Source organism: Peribacillus sp. NJ11 (assembly GCF_030348405.1).
Taxonomy (GTDB): Bacteria; Bacillota; Bacilli; order Bacillales; family DSM-1321; genus Peribacillus.
Genome location: NZ_JAUCFO010000001.1, coordinates 1,028,031 through 1,042,899, shown reverse-complemented (window position 1 = coordinate 1,042,899; position 14,869 = coordinate 1,028,031). Strand labels below are relative to the sequence as shown.

Genomic DNA, 14,869 nt, shown 5'->3' with positions numbered 1-14,869 from the left:
TAAACACAAGGCCATGAATGTGACTTGATTGCGTATGTTTTTGGCGTATAAATTCCCCCTTTTTAGTCAATTATGGTAACAGATTGAAAGGAAGGGAGAGCAAAACATGAAAGCAGGAACATTAAGACAGATTTTGCTTATAACCGACGGATGTTCAAATCATGGTGAGGAGCCTTCTGCCATGGCCGAGTTAGCAAGGAAGGAAGGCATAACCATCAATGTCATAGGTGTTATGGAAAATGATGTGATAGATGAAAAGGGACTTAAGGAAATCGAGAAGATTGCTGGTTCAGGAGGTGGCGTAAGTCAAATAGTCTATGCCCAGCAGTTGTCCCAAACCGTCCAAATGGTGACCCAAAAGGCAATGACTCAAACTATACAGGGAGTTATCAATCGTGAACTTCAACAAATACTTGGAGATTCAAGAACGATGGAAGATCTTCCGCCGGAAAAACGAGGGGAAGTGATGGAGGTGGTTGATGAGCTTGGGGAAACAAGCAAGCTCGAAGTACTGATTCTTGTCGATACCAGTGCAAGCATGAAACATAAACTTCCTACCGTAAAAGATTCTTTATTGGATCTTTCCCTGAGTATGAATGCAAGAATGGGTGACAGCCGTTTTTCCGTATTCGTATTTCCTGGGAAAAGAAATGATGTGGAAAAGTTGCTGGATTGGACCCCGAACCTTGAAGCCTTGACGGCAACTTTTCCTAAGCTTAGTACTGGGGGACTCACTCCGACAGGTCCGGCCATTCGTGAAGCTTTAACATATTTCAATAAAAAACGTTCATTGAGGGGATTGTTATCACATGATGATGAACAATACTTTGAGGAATCAATGTAAACTCCTGCCTGACAGTTTGGTCACTGGAAAATGGAATAAGAACCAGTACAAAATAATTAAGGAATTGGGGTGTGGAGCGAACGGGATCGTCTATTTGGTTGAAAGAGAAAATCGTCATTATGCTTTAAAGCTCAGTGATAATGGGACGTCCATTATTTCGGAGATGAATATCCTAAAATCCTTTTCAAAGGTCCAGGGGTCTACCCTTGGACCTTCCTTTTTGGAAGCGGATGATTTCATGAAAACAGGAAAGCAGCTCCCTTTTTATGTCATGGAATATATCCATGGACACGATTTTTTGCGTTTCATCGATAAGAAAGGGTCATCGTGGATTGGGGTCTTGATGCTTCAGCTTTTAACCAGTTTGTCTGCCTTGCATACTAACGGCTGGGTGTTCGGGGATTTAAAACCTGAGAATTTGATAGTGACTTCACCAGCCTATAAAGTCCGGTGCGTGGATGTAGGAGGAACCACCTTGATTGGGCGATCTGTTAAAGAATTCACCGAGTTCTTTGATAGAGGGTACTGGGGACTTGGATCAAGAAAGGCTGATCCGCAATATGACTTGTTCGCTGTGGCGATGATTATAATCAATTCTGCCTATCCTGGACGTTTCCATAAGAAAGGGGAGGGGTATAGACAGCTTAACGACTTGATTAAGCAGAAAAAGGAATTGCACCCATATAGAAAGATGTTGGATAAAGCACTCCACGGGCAGTATGATTCAGCCCTCCAAATGCGGGAGGATTTGATAACTGTGATAAGTAAGCAAAATAACTTGAAGAATAAGGGCCAGAGTCAGGCAGCGACAGGTCAGCCATCAACAATCCAACCCTCAACGAGGCAAGCTAGAAGGTCCCAAAACTACTCCAATAAGAAAAGGGGAGGTTTTTTTGAAACTTTTTTGCTGGTTGCCATAATATCGATGCTCTATGTTCTTTACATATATGAACAGTTGTTATGATATAGTTAATTGATGAATGCGTGGAATAGTTGAAACCATTTCATGTTTGAATCGTATAAACTAATGCCTGTCATAAAGAAGGAAGATTGTATGTTAAAGAAAAAAGTTCTGAACACCATTTATAGAAACGAATTGATTCAGGAAAACTCGAAGTTGCTCATAGGCGTTTCCGGGGGGCCGGACTCGTTGGTGCTTCTCCATATCCTTAAGGAAATTCAATCTATTTTTCATTACAAGATGATTGTTGCAAGTGTTGACCATATGTTCCGTGGTGAAGAATCATATGAGGATTATAAATATGTAGAGCAAATATGTATACGGTGGGGCATCGCATTTGAAGGAAAAAGGATCGATGTTCCTGCCAGGATGGAACAGACGGGGGAAAGTTCCCAAATAACGTCAAGAAAGTTACGTTTTGCTTTCTATGAAGAAATGATGGATAAGCATCAAGCCTCCACCCTTGTCCTGGGACATCATGGAGATGATCAAATTGAAACGATGCTCATGCGTTTAACAAGAGGGGCGACAGGTAAGGCAAGAGCAGGTATTCCTATAAAGAGACGTTTTCATTCCGGTCACCTGATCAGGCCTTTTCTTGAAATCACGAAAAGCCAAATTATCGAATATGCGGGTCTTCATAATATTGAACCAAGGTTTGATCCGAGTAACGAAAAAGATGTCTATGTAAGAAATCGTTTTAGACATGAAGTCCTTCCATTTTTAAAGAAAGAAAATAGAAGGGTTCATGAGCATTTTCAAAGATTCAGTGAAGAGCTTTATGAAGATGAAGAGTTTTTTCAGAACCTGGTTTCAAGCAAAATGTCCGAGGTTTGGATACAACAGGATAAAGATCAAGCGGTTATTCAGATTGATAAGGTTCTCGCGATGCCTAAACCTTTACAAAGAAGGGCGATTCAACTAATATTAAACTATCTTTATTTGGAGAGACCTTCATCGCTTTCGGCATTACATATTGACCAACTTTTAGTTTTGTTTTTAAATCCTCAACCATCTGCTGAATTGCATCTTCCGGAGGGCCTTATTGCTGAAAAATCATATCAAACTTGCACGTTTAGATTTTTCCGGCAAAAAAGCCATAAATATTCCCTTAAATTACAAATTCCCGGTGAGACTATTCTTCCGAATGGATATAAGATTAAAGCGCACTATATAAAAGAAGAAATTCCGGCTCTTAGAGGAAACAATTCTTTTATACTTCCCGAATCTGCAGTTCAGTTCCCGCTTACAGTCCGAACCAGGAATGAAGGCGAACGGATGGCAGTCAAGGGATTGGGTGGAACTAAAAAGTTGAAGGAGATTTTTATTAATGAAAAGATCCCGATGCTAGAAAGAAATGTGTGGCCGGTCATCATCGATCAAGCTGGAACGGCCATTTGGCTTCCTGGTTTAAAGAAATCGAATGTTGAACCGGATATAATTTCTGATGAAAAATCTTTAATCTACTTAGAATATAAAAAAGCTTAATTCTTCATGGGGGGCAATTAATTACATGACCATGCAAAACGACATTGAAAAAGTTTTAATAACTGAGGAAGAACTTCAAAAAAAAATCAGGGAACTGGGTGCGCAGCTTGAAGCTGATTACCAAGGAAAGTTCCCGTTGGCCATCGGAGTGCTGAAAGGCGCCATGCCATTTATGTCAGATTTACTGAAACGGGTGGATACACATCTTGAAATGGACTTTATGGATGTTTCAAGCTATGGTAACTCCACTGTATCTTCCGGTGAAGTGAAAATCATCAAAGATCTTGATACATCTGTAGAAGGCCGGGATATTTTAATCATCGAAGATATTATCGACAGCGGTTTAACCCTTAGCTATCTTGCGGAACTTTTCCGTTATCGAAAAGCAAAATCAATTAAAATCGTTACCTTATTGGATAAACCAACAGGCAGGAAAGCGGATATCACTCCGGACTATGCTGGGTTTATCGTTCCGGATGCATTTGTTGTCGGATACGGTCTTGATTTTGCAGAAAAGTATCGTAATCTCCCGTATATTGGCATATTGAAGCCTGAAATTTACTCGAATTAATCGTACCTGTTTGAAAGAGAAGACCAGATAAAAACAGCGGTGTTAAATTATTGTAATTCATTAATTTTGTATGATAGTATTTACTATAGTTTGTTTACCCGTGGGAGGAGGTAAGGGATGAATCGGATCTTCCGTAATACCATATTTTATTTACTGATCTTTTTGGTCATCATTGGGATTGTAAGCATCTTTAATAATAACAATGAACCAACAGAGAAAATGACCCAAGATGAATTCTATAAGCATTTGGAGAGTGGGGACGTCACAGCACTAACGATGCAGCCCGAAAGCAGTGTTTTTGAAATCACAGGGAAGCTCAAAGGTTATGAGGAAAATAAATTCTTTGTGACTTACGTGCCTTTCAGTGAATATTCGCAGAGTCGAATTAATGATGCCGTTACCAAGTTGGATAAAGACATCATCACTGTTGAACCTCCAGAAAAGACAAGTGGTTGGGTGACATTTTTCACTTCCATCATTCCATTTGTAATCATTTTTATCCTCTTCTTCTTTTTACTTAACCAAGCTCAGGGCGGCGGTGGTGGCCGTGTCATGAACTTCGGGAAAAGTAAGGCGAAATTGTATAATGATGATAAGAAAAAAGTACGCTTCAATGATGTTGCCGGAGCGGACGAAGAAAAGCAGGAACTTGTCGAGGTCGTTGAATTCTTAAAAGATCCTCGCAAATATGCCGAGCTCGGAGCCCGTATTCCTAAAGGGGTACTTTTAGTTGGGCCTCCTGGTACAGGTAAAACTTTACTTGCACGGGCAGTAGCTGGTGAAGCCGGTACTCCTTTCTTCTCAATCAGTGGTTCTGATTTTGTTGAAATGTTTGTGGGTGTCGGTGCATCCCGTGTTCGTGATTTGTTTGAAAATGCTAAGAAGAATGCACCATGTATCATCTTTATCGATGAAATTGATGCAGTAGGACGTCAACGTGGCGCAGGTCTTGGTGGCGGTCATGATGAACGTGAACAAACACTGAACCAACTACTGGTAGAAATGGATGGTTTCGGTGGGAATGAAGGAATCATTATCATTGCTGCAACTAACCGTGCTGATGTATTGGATCCGGCATTATTGCGTCCAGGACGTTTTGACCGTCAAATAACGGTAGGCCGCCCTGATGTTAAGGGCCGTGAAGAAGTCCTGAAAGTGCATGCACGTAATAAACCTTTAGCAGAAACAGTCGATTTGAAAGCAATCGCTCAGCGTACACCAGGGTTTTCTGGTGCAGATCTTGAAAACTTACTGAATGAAGCGGCGCTTGTAGCTGCCCGTCAAGATAAGAAGAAGATCGACATGTCCGATTTGGATGAAGCTTCGGATCGCGTTATCGCGGGGCCTGCCAAGAAAAATCGTGTCATTTCCAAAAAGGAACGGAATATTGTTGCATGGCATGAAGCGGGCCATACCATTATTGGATTGGTTCTGGATGATGCGGAAGTCGTTCATAAAGTTACGATTGTCCCTCGTGGTCAAGCTGGCGGTTATGCAGTTATGCTGCCGAAAGAAGATCGTTTCTTCATGACGGAACCTGAACTTAAAGATAAAATCGTAGGACTTTTGGGTGGCCGCGTATCCGAAGAAGTAACATTCGGAGAAGTGAGTACCGGTGCTCATAATGACTTCCAACGTGCAACGGGCATAGCTCGAAGCATGGTTATGGAATATGGTATGAGTAAGCTCGGACCTCTTCAATTCGGTAATTCTCAAGGTCAGGTCTTCCTAGGCCGTGATTTCAACAATGATCAAAATTATTCAGATGCAATCGCATATGAAATCGATCTTGAAATTCAACGTATCATCAGGGAAGCTTACGAAAGATGTAAGAAGATTCTTACTGAAAATCGTGAAAAACTTGATTTGGTTGCAAAAACCTTGCTTGAAGTGGAAACACTTGATGCTGAACAAATCAAAAGTTTATTCCATAACGGTAAATTGCCAGAACGGGATTATACCGCTCTAAATGGGAATTTAACCACTGATGAGAATGTTAAGGTGAACATCAATACGAAGAAGGAAGAAAAAGAGGCCCTATTAGATCCATTGGATAAGAGAGGACCTGAGGACCTTGAAATAACGGAGGAAGGATTGAATACTCCTCCAATCAAAGAAGGTACACCTCAAGATCAGCCGCTTTCCTTCCCGAACGAAGATGACAATAAAAAGTCTTAAATCGACTAAATTCAAAAGGGTATTTCCGCCTCGGAAATACCCTTTTCTTAACCCTTAAATGAATTTGGGATATAAGAAAGAGATGCTGGGGTACCATTCGAAAAGTGCGACTGATAGCGTGGGAAATAACAGTGTGGTATGATGTTGGAGAATAATTTACCGGAGTGATGAAACGATGATTTTTGTATTGGATGTTGGGAATACGAATACTGTATTAGGCGTATACGATGAAGATATTTTAAAATATCATTGGCGAATTGAGACTAGCCGTAACAAGACAGAAGATGAGTATGGAATGGTCATAAAGTCTTTGCTGCAACATGAAGGTCTTTCGTTTGATCAATTTGATGGAATCATCATTTCTTCGGTAGTTCCGCCTATTATGTTTGCACTTGAACGTATGTGCAAAAAATACTTTGGAGTTAAACCGCTTATAGTTGGACCTGGAATTAAAACTGGATTGAATATTAAATACGAAAATCCCCGTGAGGTGGGAGCTGACCGAATCGTTAATGCTGTTGCTGGCATTCAGGAATATGGAAGCCCTCTCATTATCGTGGATTTTGGCACGGCAACTACATATTGCTATATAAATGAGGATAAACAATACATGGGAGGAGCAATCGCTCCGGGTATAAACATTTCCACAGAAGCACTTTATTCAAAAGCAGCCAAACTTCCAAGGATAGAAATCAGCCGACCTGAAGGAATCATTGGGAAAAATACGGTATCTGCCATGCAGTCTGGTATTTTATATGGGTATGTTGGACAGGTTGAAGGAATCGTTAATCGAATTAAGGCGCAAAGTAATCTAGAACCAACGGTAATAGCGACAGGTGGACTGGCTACCCTAATTGCTAATGAGTCTACTGTCATTGACGTTGTTGAGCCATTTTTGACCCTAAAGGGGCTGCAGCTGATTTATAAACGAAATCGTGAGCAAGTGAAGAAGTAATACACAGCATGGAAGGAGCAAAATAAATGAAGGATTATCTAATAAAGGCGTTAGGCTATGAAGGACAGGTTCGGGCATATGCTGTTTCAACAACTGATACTGTAGGAGAAGCTCAGCGACGCCATTATACATGGCCTACTGCTTCCGCTGCCCTTGGGCGTGCAATGACTGCAGGTGTAATGATGGGCGGAATGTTAAAAGGTGAAGAAAAGCTGACGATTAAAATCGAGGGTGGTGGCCCGATTGGATCCATCCTGGTCGACAGCAATGCCAAAGGAGAAGTCCGCGGATATGTCACTCACCCGCAAACCCATTTTGATTTGAATGAACAAGGGAAGCTTGATGTCAGGAAAGCGGTTGGAACTGATGGATTGTTGACTGTTGTGAAAGATATTGGTCTGCGTGATCACTTTTCAGGGCAAGTACCGCTTGTATCGGGAGAGTTAGGTGAAGACTTCACTTATTACTTTGTTACTTCCGAGCAGGTGCCTTCTTCTGTGGGTGTTGGGGTTCTGGTGAATCCAGATAATTCAATCCTTGCTGCAGGTGGATTTATCATTCAATTGATGCCAGGTACATCCGATGAAACGATATCCAAAATCGAGAGTAGACTAAGCACGATAACTCCTGTCTCTAAGATGATTCAAAATGGCCTGACTCCTGAAGAAATCCTAACCGAGATTTTAGGTGAGGGCAATGTGAATATTTTAGAAAAAATGGATGTCGAGTTCTCCTGTCAATGTTCAAGGGAAAGAATTGCCAATGCATTGATTAGCCTTGGACAAGAAGAGATTCGGGATATCATTGAGACAGAGGGACAAGCGGAGGCGCAATGTCATTTTTGTAATGAGACCTACCAATTCTCGAAGGAAGACCTCGAGGAACTAGAAGCAGAAACCAAAAAATAATTGACGGGGGATAAGGGTTTTGCCTAAACAAAAGCTTCGGGCGATTATTGCCGGCCTTGCCTTGTTGAACCTATTGACAATCATTATCTTTTTCATAAAACCATTAATCATTTCAAAATCCGTCATTGGGGAAGAAACGGCCGCAAAGGTTGGCTCCAAGGATATTTCCCGGGAAGCGTGGATTAATGAGCTTGAAAAAAGATATGGGGAAGATGTACTTGAGGAAATGGTCGATAAAGAGGTAGTCAAACAGGCAGCAGAAAAATATAAAGTGAAAATTACGGATGAAGAGCTCGATCGGGAACTTAAAATGATGAAAACTATGTATGGGACTGCAGGTCAGACTCTTAATAAAAGTAGCGATCAATTGAGGCAGGAGATTCAATCGAGTCTCCTCCTTGAGAAGCTCCTCACCAAGGACGTTTCGGTTTCCGAAACAGCAATGCGGAATTATTATGATAATAATAAGGATATCTACCGGATCCCTACTACTTTTCATATTTCCCATATTACCTCGTCTACAAAAAAGCAATCAGACCGAATCATACGTGAACTGGAGAAAGGCGTCTCTTTTGATGTCTTAGCGATGGAAAAGTCCCTTGATGAATTCACTGCCAATCAAGGGGGCGACATGGGTTACATATCACAGGATAACGAGCAAGTCTCCAAGGAATACATTAGTGCTGCCGAAAGATTGAAGGTAAAAAAGTGGAGTGATGCAATACAAACGGAAGATGGCTGGGCCGTTCTCTATCTGCATGAAAGAATAGAGGGCAAGCAGTATGAATATGCTGAAGTCAAAGACAAGATTCGCCGCCAAATAGCTCTTGAACAGATTCAGGCACCGGTCTCAGGAAAAATTTTCTGGGACGAATTTGATGTAGAATGGTTTTATGGATTGAAAGAACAAAAGTAGGTCAATGGTTGTGTGAGAAAATTTAGAATATAGTATATAATCATTGACAATGAACTATTAAAACTGGTAACTTTAATTTAATAAAACCAATAAACATACTCGGTATTGAAATGATAAGGAGTGGAGAAAATGGCACGTATAGCTAATTCTGTAATCGATTTAATTGGGCAGACACCTATTGTTAAGTTAAACAAGCTTCAAAATGAAAACAGTGCAGATATTTATTTGAAACTTGAGTATTTTAACCCAGGCAGTAGTGTTAAAGACCGCATCGCCCTTGCGATGATCGAAGCAGCAGAAAAAAACGGTAACCTTAAGCCAGGTGATACGATCATTGAACCAACAAGCGGAAATACTGGAATAGGACTAGCGATGGTAGCTGCAGCAAAGGGCTATAAATCAATTCTGGTAATGCCGGAGACGATGAGCTTGGAACGCCGTAACTTGCTTCGCGCTTATGGGGCTGAGTTAGTTCTTACACCTGGACCAGAAGGAATGAAGGGTGCGATCGCTAGGGCAACTGAGCTGTCTAAAGAAAAAGGTTACTTCATTCCACAGCAATTCGAGAATGAAGCCAACCCTGAAGTTCATCGTAACACTACTGGCCCTGAAATCGTGGAAGCCTTTGGTGATGAAGGCCTGGATGCATTCGTTGCCGGAATCGGTACTGGCGGAACCATAACAGGAGCTGGTGAAGTCCTGCGTGAAAAATACCCTGGCATTAAAATTTACGCTGTTGAGCCTGCAGACTCTCCAGTATTATCTGGGGGTACTCCAGGACCTCATAAAATCCAAGGAATCGGTGCAGGCTTCGTTCCAAGTATTTTGAATACAGATCTCTATGACGAAATCATTCAAGTCAATACAGAGGAATCGTTTGATTATGCCCGCCGCGCAGCAAAAGAGGAAGGAATCCTTGGTGGAATCTCTTCTGGAGGCGCAATTGCAGCTGCCATTAAAGTGGCTGACAAACTGGGAAAAGGCAAAAAGGTACTTGCTATCATACCAAGTAACGGTGAACGCTACTTAAGTACACCATTATATAACTTTGAGTAAAACCAGACACTAAAAATGAGAAGCGAAGTTCCTTAGGGGCTTTGCTTTTCTTTTTGTAGTAAAGTAGCTGAAGTGTTCCAAATCTTCATGGAGCTTGCACTATGCCTATGTAAATGGGTAAACTCGTATATATAGATTTCTTTAGGCGAAGGAGAACGTTGGATGTCATTAGCTGGAGCGTCAAAAATAAAATGCGGTTCATTTGATTTGGATTACAGCAATAAAACCTTAATCATGGGGATTTTGAATGTTACACCGGACTCCTTTTCGGATGGCGGGAAATATAATCGGATAGATGCTGCTTTGAAGCATGCCGAACGGATGGTCAACGACGGAGCGGATATATTGGATGTAGGCGGAGAGTCCACCCGTCCTAACTATGAGAGGATATCGGATGAAGAGGAAATAGAGAGAGTCGCCCCAATTATTGAAGCCATATCCCGTAATATTGAGGTTCCAATATCGGTCGATACGTATAAATCAAGAGTAGCGGAAGCGGCGGTAAAAGCAGGAGCCCATATATTAAATGACATTTGGGGAGGTAAAGCCGATTCATTGATGCCAAAGGTTGCTGCGGAATATAAGGTGCCGATCATCTTGATGCATAACCGGGATAATATGGGTTATGGACATTTTGTCCGGGATGTACTTCAAGATTTATTCGAAAGCATCATGTTGGTAAAAGATGCGGGAGTCAAGGATGAAAACATCATTCTCGATCCAGGTATTGGTTTTGCGAAAGATTTAAAGTTAAATTTGGAAATGATGAGGAATCTTGATAAGCTGGTATCATTAGGTTATCCCGTGCTGCTAGCCACATCAAGAAAGTCCATGATTGGACATGTTCTGGACCTGCCGCCTAGTGAGCGGATGGAAGGAACAGCGGCTACAATTTGCCATGGAATTCAACAAGGCTGTCAAATGGTTCGTGTGCATGATGTGAAGGAAATGGCACGGACTGCAAAGATGATGGATGCTCTATTAGGAAAAGGTGAATGAAATGGATAAGATATATGTGAATAAAATGGAGTTTTACGGTTATCATGGAGTATTTCCAGAAGAAACGAAGCTTGGTCAGCGATTTAAAGTGGATTTAATCGTCCAGACCGATTTAGCCAAGGCAGGAAAGAGTGACAACCTTAAAGACTCAATCAACTATGGCGAGTTATATGAAGTGTGTAAAAGTATTGTGGAGGGAGAACCTTTTAAGTTAGTGGAAGCTGTCGCTGAAAAAATTGCCTCTGAACTACTTAATAAATATTCTTCCATCGAGACATGCACAGTGAAGGTTTATAAACCAGATCCCCCAATAGCGGGTCACTATGATTCAGTTGCCATAGAGATTGTAAGGGGACGCTGACTGTGGAAAAAATTGCTTATCTTTCAATAGGGTCGAACTTAGGGGATCGCCTTGAAACATTCCGAAGGGCTTTCCAATTATTATCTAAAAATCCACATATCAAGTTGGTGGCCTGCTCTTCTTTATATGAAACGGACCCGATAGGATATGCCGATCAGGACTGTTTTTTAAATGCTGTCCTTAAAGTGATAACCGATTTAGAACCCGAGGAATTACTTCATGCTTGTATGAAAATTGAACAAGATTTAGGGAGGAAAAGGGAAATCAGATGGGGTCCCCGTACTTTAGACCTTGACATTTTGTTATATAATCATGAAAATATTGAGACAGAGATTCTTTCAGTCCCGCACCCTCGTATGCACGAGAGGGCTTTTGTTATCGTGCCCTTAATGGAAGTGGACCCTGATATCTCACTTCCGCAAATGCATGTACCTTTGAGCGACCTGCTTGAACAGATTTCGGATAAAGAAGGAGTTCGATTATGGAAGGTGAAAAATGGGGAAGGCGTATTCGCGCTTTTCGAAAGTTAAAGGGTTATACCCAGGAAGGGTTTGCGAAAGAAATAGGTGTTTCCGTTTCCTTGCTGGGAGAAGTCGAACGAGGGAACCGCAACCCTTCTGAGGCATTTTTACTGGAAGTGGCGGAAATTCTTCATGTTTCCATTGAGGAGCTTCAGCCACCTGAGGATAGATGAAAGAATGCTATAGGAGGTGACAACGTGTTAAAAATAGGCGATATAGAAATGAAGAATCCGGTAGTGCTAGCACCGATGGCGGGAGTCTGTAACTCAGCATTCCGCTTGACCGTCAAGGAATTTGGTGCTGGTTTAGTTTGTGCGGAGATGGTTAGTGACAAGGGAATCGTACTTCAAAATGCTAAAACGATGAATATGCTTTATATAGATGAAAGAGAGAAGCCATTGAGTTTGCAAATTTTTGGCGGAGAAAAGAAATCTTTGGTCGAAGCTGCACAGTTTGTAGATAAAAATACAAATGCTGACATCATTGATATCAACATGGGTTGCCCAGTCCCTAAGATCACTAAATGTGATGCGGGTGCGAAGTGGCTTCTCGATCCAAACAAAATTTATGAGATGGTTTCGGCAGTGGTAGATGCAGTTGAAAAGCCGGTAACGGTGAAAATGCGCATAGGCTGGGATGAGGAGCATGTTTTTGCCATTCAAAATGCTCAGGCTGTGGAGCGTGCAGGTGGTAAAGCTGTTTCCATGCATGGTAGAACTCGGGTTCAAATGTATGAAGGAAAAGCTAACTGGGACATCATCCGTGAAGTGAAGAAATCGATTAATATTCCACTTATCGGGAACGGTGATGTGGAAACTCCGCAGGATGCGGAAAGAATGCTGAAGGAAACTGGTGTTGACGGAGTCATGATTGGCCGTGCAGCTCTAGGTAACCCGTGGATGATTTACCGGACTGTAAAATATTTAGAAAATGGTCAACTGATGGATGAACCATCAGTTCGTGAAAAGATGGATGTTTGCGTACTTCATATGGATCGTCTAATAGCATTGAAAAATGAAAATGTTGCCGTTCGTGAAATGCGTAAGCATGCATCTTGGTATTTAAAAGGTGTTAAAGGGAATGCTATGGCTCGTAAAGGGATTAATGATTGTGAAACAAGGGAAGATGTTGTAAGTCTTCTTTATGGACTTGTTGATGATATTGAAGCGAAGCAACAGAATATCCAAATGGTCTGATGTTTGACATTACCTTCCTGTTTTCCTATAATACGCTTATCTTGAACTGCCAGTAATCCTGGCAGTTTTTATATGTACATATACAACTTTTTAAGATAAAAAGCTGTTGAATTCCTTTACTTTATGTAAGAATAAATACGTATGCAAAAGAATTTTTGATTAATTATATAAAGCGTTTATTAATAAAGATGGAGATGATTTTCGTGAGTCATGAAGAATTGAATGACCAACTGCAGGTAAGACGCGATAAAATGCAGGCCATGATTGATAATGGACAAGACCCTTTCGGGAGCAGATTCGAGCGCACGCATAACACTCAGGAGATAGTTAGTGCTTATGGGGAATTAGAAAAAGAAGATCTTGAAGAAAAAGAAATCGAAGTTACGATCGCTGGCCGTGTCATGACTAAGCGTGGAAAAGGGAAAGCGGGATTTGCCCATATCCAGGATATTAGTGGTCAAATCCAAATTTACGTCCGTTTAGATAAAATAGGTGAAGATTCTTACCAAATTTTCAACCAAACAGATCTTGGCGATATCGTAGGGGTCACTGGCGTTATTTTCAAAACGAAAGTCGGGGAACTTTCCATTAAAGCTAAAGAATATGTGTTCCTTGCAAAGGCGCTTCGCCCTTTGCCTGATAAATTTCATGGCCTGAAGGATGTTGAAGAGCGTTATCGGAAACGTTATGTTGATTTAATTACAAATGAGGAAAGTAAAAATACGTTGATCATGCGCAGTCGTATTGTACAAGCCATGAGACGATATTTGGACGATCATGGATACCTTGAAGTGGAGACGCCTCTGTTGCACTCTGTTGCCGGTGGAGCTGCTGCACGCCCTTTCCTTACTCACCATAATGCTTTGGATATGCCTTTGAATTTAAGGATTGCCATCGAGCTTCATCTGAAACGCTTAATCGTTGGCGGTTTAGAGAAAGTTTATGAAATTGGCCGGGTTTTCAGGAATGAAGGAGTATCTACAAGACACAATCCTGAATTCACATTGATTGAATTATACGAGGCATATGCGGATTACCAAGATATCATGAGCTTAACGGAAAACCTGATTGCCCATATAGCCCAAGAAGTTCTAGGGACGACTTCCATCCAGTATGGGGAGTATGAGATAGAGTTAAAACCGGAATGGAAACGACTTCACATGGTTGACGCTGTAAAAGAATATACAGGTGTGGACTTCTGGACTCAAATGAGCAAAGAAGAAGCCCAACAGCTCGCTAAAGAAAATGGGATTGAAGTTAAGGAATCCATGGAGTTTGGTCATATTGTAAATGAATTCTTTGAACAGAAGGTAGAAGATAAGTTAATTCAACCTACATTCATTTATGGACATCCAGTGGAAATCTCTCCGTTGGCAAAGAAAAATCCGGAAGATTCCCGTTTCACAGATCGTTTTGAGTTATTCATTGTAGGTAGGGAGCATGCAAATGCCTTCACGGAACTAAATGACCCAATTGATCAACGTCAGCGTTTTGAAGCTCAATTGAAAGAGCGAGAGCAAGGTAATGATGAGGCACATGAAATGGATGAAGATTTCTTGGAGGCGTTAGAATACGGAATGCCGCCAACTGGCGGATTGGGAATTGGTGTTGACCGTTTGGTTATGCTATTGACCAATTCTCCTTCTATACGTGACGTCCTGTTATTCCCGCTAATGAGACATCGCTAATAATGCAAGATGAGTAATGATTGCAGGGCCGAATTCGGATGGCTGGGTTCATGGGGTTTAGCTCATGATCCTGGTATGTCCGATTCGGTTTTTGTTTTTTAATTATAATTTCATGTCTTTTAAGTGATTGGATTCTAGGGTTTGAAAGAAAAACAACATTATCTCAAAAAAACTTTATAAAAGGTATTGCGCAGTTAACGTAATGGTGTTATATTTATATCTGTCGT

The 14,869-nt window shown here is 41.3% G+C and carries 15 protein-coding genes; all 15 read left to right on the top strand.

All coding sequences use genetic code 11. The features are described 5' to 3' along the window. The first annotated feature begins 106 nt into the window (after positions 1–106). A complete protein-coding gene (locus QUF86_RS05115; RefSeq protein ID WP_353957646.1) occupies positions 107–844 on the top strand; it encodes a VWA domain-containing protein in 738 nt (245 codons plus the stop codon). After that, a complete protein-coding gene (locus tag QUF86_RS05110; protein ID WP_353957645.1) occupies positions 810–1,808 on the top strand; it encodes a protein kinase domain-containing protein in 999 nt (332 codons plus the stop codon). The genes QUF86_RS05115 and QUF86_RS05110 overlap by 35 nt, the downstream gene beginning before the upstream one ends. Before the next feature lie 90 nt (positions 1,809–1,898). After that, entirely contained in the window at positions 1,899–3,293 is a 1,395-nt protein-coding gene (tilS, locus tag QUF86_RS05105; protein ID WP_289333740.1) for a tRNA lysidine(34) synthetase TilS, read from the top strand. Positions 3,294–3,324: 31 nt separating this feature from the next. Continuing rightward, positions 3,325–3,864, top strand: a complete 540-nt coding sequence (gene hpt, locus QUF86_RS05100; protein WP_137018539.1) for a hypoxanthine phosphoribosyltransferase — start codon at positions 3,325–3,327, stop codon at positions 3,862–3,864. Between the two features lie 117 nt (positions 3,865–3,981). Beyond that, entirely contained in the window at positions 3,982–6,042 is a 2,061-nt protein-coding gene (gene ftsH, locus QUF86_RS05095; protein ID WP_289314076.1) for an ATP-dependent zinc metalloprotease FtsH, read from the top strand. Between the two features lie 175 nt (positions 6,043–6,217). After that, positions 6,218–6,997, top strand: coding sequence for a type III pantothenate kinase (locus QUF86_RS05090; protein ID WP_289314075.1), 780 nt, complete (start codon positions 6,218–6,220; stop codon positions 6,995–6,997). Positions 6,998–7,023: 26 nt separating this feature from the next. Further along, on the top strand, positions 7,024–7,905 hold the full coding sequence (hslO, locus tag QUF86_RS05085; RefSeq protein ID WP_289314074.1) for an Hsp33 family molecular chaperone HslO: 882 nt from the start codon (positions 7,024–7,026) through the stop codon (positions 7,903–7,905). A 19-nt stretch (positions 7,906–7,924) separates the two neighbouring features. Next, positions 7,925–8,821, top strand: coding sequence for a peptidyl-prolyl cis-trans isomerase (locus tag QUF86_RS05080; protein ID WP_289314073.1), 897 nt, complete (start codon positions 7,925–7,927; stop codon positions 8,819–8,821). A 129-nt stretch (positions 8,822–8,950) separates the two neighbouring features. After that, the gene (gene cysK / locus QUF86_RS05075; RefSeq protein ID WP_289333739.1) at positions 8,951–9,877 is read left to right on the top strand and encodes a cysteine synthase A; all 927 of its coding nucleotides are present in this window, start codon (positions 8,951–8,953) and stop codon (positions 9,875–9,877) included. Between the two features lie 162 nt (positions 9,878–10,039). Continuing rightward, entirely contained in the window at positions 10,040–10,876 is an 837-nt protein-coding gene (gene folP / locus QUF86_RS05070) for a dihydropteroate synthase (protein WP_289333738.1), read from the top strand. Position 10,877: 1 nt separating this feature from the next. Continuing rightward, positions 10,878–11,237, top strand: a complete 360-nt coding sequence (gene folB / locus QUF86_RS05065) for a dihydroneopterin aldolase (RefSeq protein WP_289333737.1) — start codon at positions 10,878–10,880, stop codon at positions 11,235–11,237. Between the two features lie 2 nt (positions 11,238–11,239). After that, the gene (folK, locus tag QUF86_RS05060; protein ID WP_289333736.1) at positions 11,240–11,767 is read left to right on the top strand and encodes a 2-amino-4-hydroxy-6-hydroxymethyldihydropteridine diphosphokinase; all 528 of its coding nucleotides are present in this window, start codon (positions 11,240–11,242) and stop codon (positions 11,765–11,767) included. Then, on the top strand, positions 11,719–11,931 hold the full coding sequence (locus tag QUF86_RS05055; RefSeq protein WP_289314068.1) for a helix-turn-helix domain-containing protein: 213 nt from the start codon (positions 11,719–11,721) through the stop codon (positions 11,929–11,931). The genes folK and QUF86_RS05055 overlap by 49 nt, the downstream gene beginning before the upstream one ends. Positions 11,932–11,955: 24 nt before the next feature. Further along, positions 11,956–12,954 carry a tRNA dihydrouridine synthase DusB gene (gene dusB / locus QUF86_RS05050; RefSeq protein ID WP_289333735.1) on the top strand — a complete coding sequence of 333 codons (999 nt, stop codon included), beginning with the start codon at positions 11,956–11,958 and terminating at the stop codon, positions 12,952–12,954. Between the two features lie 188 nt (positions 12,955–13,142). After that, complete coding sequence (lysS, locus tag QUF86_RS05045; protein WP_289314066.1) at positions 13,143–14,642, top strand: lysine--tRNA ligase; 1,500 nt, start codon at positions 13,143–13,145, stop codon at positions 14,640–14,642. Positions 14,643–14,869 lie beyond the last annotated feature (227 nt).

What these genes read in the sequence shown, in the direction of transcription:
- QUF86_RS05115 (WP_353957646.1), top strand. Translation starts at nt 107, where the DNA reads ATGAAAGCAGGAACATTAAGACAGATTTTGCTTATAACCGACGGATGT.
- QUF86_RS05110 (WP_353957645.1), top strand. Translation starts at nt 810, where the DNA reads ATGATGATGAACAATACTTTGAGGAATCAATGTAAACTCCTGCCTGAC.
- tilS (WP_289333740.1), top strand. Translation starts at nt 1,899, where the DNA reads ATGTTAAAGAAAAAAGTTCTGAACACCATTTATAGAAACGAATTGATT.
- hpt (WP_137018539.1), top strand. Translation starts at nt 3,325, where the DNA reads ATGCAAAACGACATTGAAAAAGTTTTAATAACTGAGGAAGAACTTCAA.
- ftsH (WP_289314076.1), top strand. Translation starts at nt 3,982, where the DNA reads ATGAATCGGATCTTCCGTAATACCATATTTTATTTACTGATCTTTTTG.
- QUF86_RS05090 (WP_289314075.1), top strand. Translation starts at nt 6,218, where the DNA reads ATGATTTTTGTATTGGATGTTGGGAATACGAATACTGTATTAGGCGTA.
- hslO (WP_289314074.1), top strand. Translation starts at nt 7,024, where the DNA reads ATGAAGGATTATCTAATAAAGGCGTTAGGCTATGAAGGACAGGTTCGG.
- cysK (WP_289333739.1), top strand. Translation starts at nt 8,951, where the DNA reads ATGGCACGTATAGCTAATTCTGTAATCGATTTAATTGGGCAGACACCT.
- folP (WP_289333738.1), top strand. Translation starts at nt 10,040, where the DNA reads ATGTCATTAGCTGGAGCGTCAAAAATAAAATGCGGTTCATTTGATTTG.
- folB (WP_289333737.1), top strand. Translation starts at nt 10,878, where the DNA reads ATGGATAAGATATATGTGAATAAAATGGAGTTTTACGGTTATCATGGA.
- QUF86_RS05055 (WP_289314068.1), top strand. Translation starts at nt 11,719, where the DNA reads ATGGAAGGTGAAAAATGGGGAAGGCGTATTCGCGCTTTTCGAAAGTTA.
- lysS (WP_289314066.1), top strand. Translation starts at nt 13,143, where the DNA reads ATGGAGATGATTTTCGTGAGTCATGAAGAATTGAATGACCAACTGCAG.